This is a genomic window from Arthrobacter sp. TB 26, from assembly GCF_000427315.1.
GTDB lineage: Bacteria > Actinomycetota > Actinomycetes > Actinomycetales > Micrococcaceae > Arthrobacter.
This window is the reverse complement of record NZ_AUPJ01000157.1, coordinates 1-6,838: the sequence shown is the minus strand read 5'-3', so window position 1 is coordinate 6,838 and position 6,838 is coordinate 1. Positions and strand designations below refer to the sequence as shown.

The window sequence follows — 6,838 nt, the reverse complement described above, 5'->3', positions numbered from 1 at the left end:
CCCTGCTGCCAGTCAGTTGGGTCGAAGGGGGTCAGCGCACCACGGAAGTTCCGGTTCCCAGTTCCTCGATCCGGGCAAAGACATCCGGCGTCGTGAGGTTCTCGCCCAGGCGGTTCGGCTTACCGGCCCCGTGGTAGTCGGAGGACCCGGTCACCAGCAGAGAGTACCGGTCCGCGAGTTTGCGCAGGAACGCCCTGCCCTCCTCGGGATTGTCCCGATGGTAGATTTCCAGCCCGGCCAGCCCTGCGTCGATCATGTCCCGGTAGACGCGCTCCCCCACGATCCGGCCGCGGGCGGAGGCCACCGGGTGGGCGAACACCGGGACCCCGCCTGCTTCACGGACAAGTTCGACGGCGTACGCCGGGTCCGGCGCGTAGTGCTGCACGAAGTAGCGTGAATGCGAGGTCAGGATGGATTCGAAGGCCTCGGTGCGGTCCGCGACCACACCCGCGGCGACGAGGGCGTCGGCGATGTGCGGGCGGCCCAGGGTGGCGCCCGGCGCCACATGGTGGATGACATCGTCCCAGCTCAGCGGGTAGTCCTCGGCGAGCAGGCTGACCATCCGCTCGGCCCGGGTGAAACGGGCGTCCTTCGCCTTGGTGATTTCCTCCAGCAGGCCGGCGTGCGCCGGGTCGTGCAGGTAGGAGAGCAGGTGGACGCTGATGCCCTCCGTCGTCCGGCAGGAAATCTCCATGCCCGGGACCAGCGCCACACCGTGTTCCCGGGCCGCTGTGCCGGCCTCGGCCCAGCCGTCCGTGGAGTCGTGGTCGGTCAGGGCGACGACGTCGAGCCCCGCCTCCGCGGCCGAGGCCATCACCGCAGCGGGGGGTTGGGTGCCGTCGGAAACATTCGAGTGGGCATGCAGGTCAATCCTCACCCCACCAGCCTAGTAGATCATTGCCGCGGCGCCCCCGGGACAGCCGCCGCCGGGCTGTTGGCCTAAGCCGCTCCGCTGGTGAGACTATGGGACGGTGAACGATGCAGATAACACCCAAGTCTCCGCTTCCCAGCCCCTCGACGAGCGCGTCAACAACCGCTCCCAGCGGCCCAGTTCCGACGCCTTCAAGGCGTTTATGGCCAGCAACTGGGCCCCGGCCCGCGAGCAGCTCCCGGAACGCGACGCCGTCGCCGGCCACGCGGCCGCCCGCCGCCGCGCCGTCTCAGAGCAGTTCAAAGGCGAACGCCTGGTCATCCCCGCCGGCCCGCTGAAGGTCCGCTCGAACGACTGCGATTACCGCTTCCGCCCGCACTCCGGCTTCGCGCACCTCACCGGCCTGGGCCTGGACCACGAGCCCGACGCCGTGCTCATCCTGGAACCCGTGGAGGCAGGCAAGGGCGACGACGGCGGCCACCACCACGCGACCCTGTACTTCCGTCCGCTGGCCGGCCGCGACACCGAACAGTTCTACGCCGACTCCCGCGCCGGCGAATTCTGGATCGGCGCCCGTCCCACGCTGGCTGAGTTCAAGGCCCGCCTCGGCCTGGACACCGCGGACATCAGCGAACTCGAACTTGGCATCACCAAGAACGTGGGTGCCCCCGAAATCGGCGGGATCTCCATCCGGCTGGTGCGCAAGGTGGACGAGAACATCGACGCCCTCGTGGACACCGCCCGCTACAACACCGCCAAGGACCCGGAGACCCTGGACCTGGGCATCCTCGATGCGCTGGACGAGAAGCTCACCGAGGCCCTCTCCGAGCTGCGCCTGCTCAAGGACGACTGGGAAGTCGAGCAGATGAAGACCGCCGTCGCCGCGACCGTGCAGGGTTTCACCGAGGTGGTGAAGTCGCTGCCGCGGGCACTGACCCACCAGCGCGGCGAGCGCGTCGTCGAAGGCGCGTTCTTCGCCCGGGCCCGGGAAGAAGGCAACGAGCTCGGCTATGACACCATCGCGGCCTCCGGCAACAACGCCACCGTGCTGCACTGGACCCGGAACACCGGCAAGGTCACCGCCGGTGAACTGCTGCTCCTCGACGCCGGGGTCGAGGCGGATTCGCTCTACACCGCGGACATCACGCGCACCCTGCCGGCCAACGGCACGTTCTCCGACGTCCAGCGCAAGGTCTACGAGGCCGTCCTGGACGCCGCCGACGCCGGTTTCGCCGCCGCGCAGCCCGGCACCAAGTTCCGCGACATCCACACGGCCGCGACCACCGTGCTGGCGGAACGGCTGGCCGACTGGGGCCTGCTGCCGGTCTCCGTCGAGGAAGCCATCAGCGCGGAGGGCCAGCAGCACCGCCGCTGGATGCCGCACGGCACCAGCCACCACCTCGGCCTCGACGTGCACGACTGCGCCCAGGCCAAGCGCGAACTCTACCTCGACGGCGTCCTCACCCCCGGCATGGTCTTCACGATCGAACCCGGGCTGTACTTCAAGGACGAGGACCTCGCCATTCCGGCGGAGTACCGCGGAATCGGTGTCCGCATCGAGGACGACATCCTCATGACTGCCGATGGCCCGGTCAACCTCAGCGCGGCCCTGCCCCGCAAGGCCGACGACGTCGAGTCCTGGATGGCGGGCATCTACCAGGAAGCGGAAGGCCAGACGGCATAGGTCCCCGCCGGCCGGCTGACCCTCCACGGCACAACGGCGCCGGCACAACGAAGCTGACACGGAGAAGGCCTCCGCCCGAATCATTTCCGGGTGGAGGCCTTCTGCGTTGCCGGCTAGTGCTGCGGTCCGTCCTGGCCGGGCTCCTGCTTGGGCGCATCGGTGACGCGGACCCCGTACTGCGGGCGGCCGTCCGGAAGGTCCGGATAGGCGAACCCGGCGGGCTTCGGGGCCTCGTCCGTGGCCGGCTCGCCATCAGCGGCCCCCTGGTGGGAAGAGTCTGCCTGCTGGGCGGGCCCCGCGTGCTGGCCTGCAGCCGGCTGGTGGCCGGGCTGCTGGTAACCGGGCTGCGGCGCTTCAGGGGACTGTGCGCCTGGCTGCTGCCCGGCCTCGGGGGTCCTCTGGCCGTAGGGGTCGCTCCAGCCTGCGGGGCGCTGCGGTGCGTGGCCCTGCGGGCCGGGCTGGCCCTGCTGGTCGGGCTGGTACGGCTGGTGCTGGTAGTCGCGCTGGGTATAGCCGGCCGTGCCAGCGGACGCCGTGGCGTCATGCTGTGTCATCGGAAGCTGGTGCAGCAGCCGCCGCGCCTCGTTCGCCGCCTCAAAGGAAACGACGACGTCGTAGTTGGTCGCCACCACCTGGCTGGTGGAGGTGAAGTCGCGCTTGCCCCGCTGCATGGCATAGGTGACGATGCCGAACAGCATAAAGAACGCCGCGCCCATGAGCACCGACGTCATGATCGAGAAGGCGCCGTCGGTCGTGGAGAAGAAGGAGAGCATGATGCCGACGAACAGGCCGAACCACATGCCACTCAGGGCACCCGAAAGGGCCACCCGGGGGTAGGTCAGCCTGCCGGTGACCCGCTCGACCATCTTCAGGTCGTTGCCGACGATCGAGACCATCTGCACCGGAAACTGCTGGTCCGCGAGGTAGTCCACCGCCTTCTGGGCATCCAGGTAGGAGTTGTAGGAACCAACGGTGTCGCCCTTGGGGACACTGCGGGCCTCGTCCGGGCCGTTGGGGGCGCCAGCCCTGGGAGCACCAAAAATGTTTGACATACGACCATTCTTACCTATCCGGCTGGGCACCGGCTGTAAATTCAGCTAAAAGAGAGCGGACTCGGTAGCCTGTAGTGGTGAGCACAAATCTATCGCGGGTGTTTGTTGCGCGCCTCCTCGGACTCGACGTCTTTGACCCACTGGGCGACCGTCTCGGCAGGCTGCGCGACGTCGTCGTGCTCTCCCGCGGCACCCGGGGCGCCCCGCACGTGGTGGGCATCGTCGTCGAGGTCCCCGGGAAGAAACGGGTTTTCGTGCCGATGACCCGGATCACCTCGATCGACCAGACCCAGATCATCTGCACGGGGCTGGTGAACCTGCGCCGTTTCGAACAGCGCGGCGCCGAAACCCTCGTGGTCGCCGAGATGTTCGACCGGCGCGTGACACTCGCCGACGGCAGCGGGGACGCCACCATCGAGGACATCGCGATGGACAGGCACCGCTCCGGCGACTGGTTTGTCAGTAAACTCTTTGTCCGCCGCGGCCATTCCCTCTCCCCGCTAAGCAGGCTGCGCCGCAACGAGACCATGATCATCGACTGGGCGGACGCGCAGCAGGGCGCCCGCACCGAACCCCAGGCCGCCACCCAGTTCGTCGCGACCCACGAGGACCTCAAGCCGGCGGACTTCGCCGAGGCCCTGCAGGAAATGTCCGACAAGCGCCGCTTCGAGGTCGCCAGCGAGCTCCAGGACGAGCGGCTGGCCGACGTCCTGCAGGAGATGCCCGAAGGCGACCAGGTGGAAATCCTCTCCGCCCTCGACGTGAACCGTGCCGCGGACGTGCTGGAGGAAATGGACCCGGACGACGCCGCCGACCTCCTCGCAGAACTCCCCAGCGCCCAGGCCGAAGAGCTGCTCCAGCTGATGGAACCCGAGGGCGCCGAAGACGTCCGCCGGCTGCTCGAATACGACGAGGACACCGCCGGCGGCCTGATGACCCCGGTCCCGGTCATCCTTCCCCCGGAAGCCACGGTCGCCGAGGCCCTCGCCCATGTCCGCCGCGAAGAGCTCTCCCCCGCACTGGCCTCGTCGATCTTCATTGCCCGGCCGCCGCTGGAGACGCCCACGGGCCGGTTCCTCGGCGTCGTCCACATCCAGCAGCTCCTGCGCTACCCGCCGCCCGAACCGCTGGGAAACCTGGTGGACAAGACCCTGGAGCCGGTGTCGGACCAGGCCCACATCAGCGAGGTGGCCCGGACGCTGGCCACCTACAACCTCAACTCGCTCCCCGTCGTCAACAGCGACGGTCGGCTTGTGGGGGCGGTGACTGTTGACGATGTGCTGGATCATCTGCTGCCCGATGACTGGCGCGCCCACGAGGACGATGTCCCGATAAGGAAGCTTGGAGGCCGCATTGGCTGATAACAGCGCACCACGCAACCCCCATGTCCGGCCGGGCAGCAACCCGGACAAAGGAGGCCTCGACACACCCCTGAGCGGCCGCCAGCGGATCCTGCCGAAGTTCTCGCCCAACCCGGATGCCTTCGGCCAGACCACGGAAGGCTTTGCCCGCTTCATGGGCACGCCGCAGTTCCTCGTCTACATGACGGTTTTCGTCGTCGTCTGGCTGGCCTGGAACACCTGGGCACCGGAGGCCTGGCAGTTCGATTCCCTGGCCCTCGGATTCACCCTGCTGACCCTGATGCTCTCGCTGCAGGCCTCCTACGCCGCGCCGCTGCTGCTCCTCGCCCAGAACCGGCAGGACGACCGTGACCGCGTCTCCCTCCAGCAGGACCGCCAGCGCGCGGAACGCAACCTCTCCGACACCGAATATCTGACGCGGGAACTCGCCTCGCTGCGGATCGCCCTGCGGGAGGTCGCCACCCGCGACTACGTCCGGGCCGAACTGCGCAGCCTGCTCGAGGACATGCTGGAGGCGCAGGAGGAACTGCGCACCCACGATCCCTCTGCCGGGGTCCACGAGTCGCCGCGGGACAAGGTCAAGGAAAAGCTGAAGGAACGCCGCGACAAGCAGCGCAACCCCCGGACGCAGCAAATCCCCCGGGTCAAGTCCGACAGCAGCCCCAAACCCACCAAGAAGGCCGCACCGGACACGCTGCAGGGCGACGAAGCGGACACCGCCGGCACCCCGGCATTCCCCGCCTCCCCCGAGAACTGAGCAGTCACCGCATGAACCCCAGCCAGGACAGCACCACCCAGGCCGACACTCCTGCCTCCCCGCTGGAGGGGGCAGTGCATGCCGCACTCGCCACCGTGATCGATCCCGAGCTCCGCCGTCCCATCACCGAGCTGGGGATGGTGGACGCGGTGGAGGTTTCCGCCGGCGGACGGGTGCGGATCGCGGTGCTCCTGACTATCGCCGGCTGCCCGCTGCGCGGAACCATCACCGCCGATTGCGAGGCGGCCCTGTCCGCGGTGCCTGGCGTGACCGGCGTAGAGGTGGAACTGAAGGTCATGACGCAGGGGCAGCGCGACGCCCTCAAGGAGCAGCTCCGCGGCGCCGGCGGGCAACGCGGGATCCCGTTCAACGACCCCGGCTCGCTGACCAAGGTATACGCCGTCGCGAGCGGCAAGGGCGGCGTCGGCAAGTCCTCGGTGACGGTCAACCTCGCTTGCGCGCTGGCCGCCCAGGGGCTGCGCGTGGGAATTGTGGACGCCGATGTCTACGGCTTCTCCGTCCCGGCGCTGATGGGTATCACCCAGTCCCCGACCCGGGTAGATGACATGATCCTGCCGCCGGTGGCCTACGGGGTCAAGGTCATCTCGATCGGCATGTTCGTCACCGGCAACCAGCCGGTCGCCTGGCGCGGGCCCATGCTGCACCGGGCCCTGGAGCAGTTCCTCACCGACGTCTACTTCGGCGACCTCGACGCGCTGTTCCTGGACCTTCCGCCCGGTACCGGCGACATCGCCATCTCCGTGGCCCAGCTGCTGCCGAAAGCCCAGATCCTTGTCGTGACCACGCCCCAGACGGCTGCCGCGGATGTGGCCGAGCGGGCGGGTGCCATCGCGACCCAGACCGGCCAGGGCGTCGCCGGCGTCGTGGAGAACATGTCCTACCTGGAAATGCCCGACGGCGGCCGGATGGAGCTGTTCGGCAGCGGCGGCGGTGCTGTGCTGGCCGAACGGTTGTCCGCGACGGTGGGCACCGACGTCCCGCTGCTGGGGCAGATCCCGCTCGACATCCTGCTCCGGGAGGGCGGCGACGCCGGGGTTCCCCTGGTGCTGGGCCGTCCCGACACCCCGGCGGCCGCAGCGCTGCTGGCGATCG

At 68.8% G+C, this 6,838-nt stretch carries 6 protein-coding genes; 4 read left to right on the top strand and 2 right to left on the bottom strand.

Annotation, left to right across the window (positions count from 1 at the left end; all coding sequences use genetic code 11):
* Positions 1–31: 31 nt before the first annotated feature.
* Positions 32–877, bottom strand: coding sequence for a PHP domain-containing protein (locus tag K789_RS0105275; RefSeq protein WP_024365847.1), 846 nt, complete (start codon positions 875–877; stop codon positions 32–34).
* A 94-nt stretch (positions 878–971) separates the two neighbouring features.
* Here K789_RS0105275 and K789_RS0105270 point away from each other — a divergent pair, with 94 nt between their 5' ends.
* A complete protein-coding gene (locus K789_RS0105270) occupies positions 972–2,555 on the top strand; it encodes an aminopeptidase P family protein (RefSeq protein ID WP_024365846.1) in 1,584 nt (527 codons plus the stop codon).
* A gap of 113 nt (positions 2,556–2,668) precedes the next feature.
* Here the strand turns inward: K789_RS0105270 and K789_RS0105265 are convergent, their stop codons facing one another.
* Positions 2,669–3,607 (bottom strand): general stress protein, encoded by a 939-nt coding sequence (locus K789_RS0105265; RefSeq protein ID WP_024365845.1) that lies wholly within the window; start codon positions 3,605–3,607, stop codon positions 2,669–2,671.
* Between the two features lie 77 nt (positions 3,608–3,684).
* Between K789_RS0105265 and K789_RS0105260 the strand changes: the two genes are divergently transcribed.
* From K789_RS0105260 to K789_RS0105250, 3 genes are all read left to right on the top strand, one after another.
* A complete protein-coding gene (locus K789_RS0105260; RefSeq protein ID WP_024365844.1) occupies positions 3,685–4,968 on the top strand; it encodes a magnesium transporter MgtE N-terminal domain-containing protein in 1,284 nt (427 codons plus the stop codon).
* The gene (locus K789_RS0105255) at positions 4,949–5,725 is read left to right on the top strand and encodes a DUF1003 domain-containing protein (protein WP_024365843.1); all 777 of its coding nucleotides are present in this window, start codon (positions 4,949–4,951) and stop codon (positions 5,723–5,725) included. Before K789_RS0105260 ends, K789_RS0105255 begins: the two co-directional genes overlap by 20 nt.
* A gap of 11 nt (positions 5,726–5,736) precedes the next feature.
* On the top strand, positions 5,737–6,838 hold a 1,102-nt coding region (locus K789_RS0105250), incomplete at its 3' end, for an Mrp/NBP35 family ATP-binding protein (RefSeq protein WP_024365842.1).

Coding starts and splice junctions, on each gene's coding strand:
- K789_RS0105265 (WP_024365845.1), bottom strand. CDS start 3,607: ATGTCAAACATTTTTGGTGCTCCCAGGGCTGGCGCCCCCAACGGCCCG.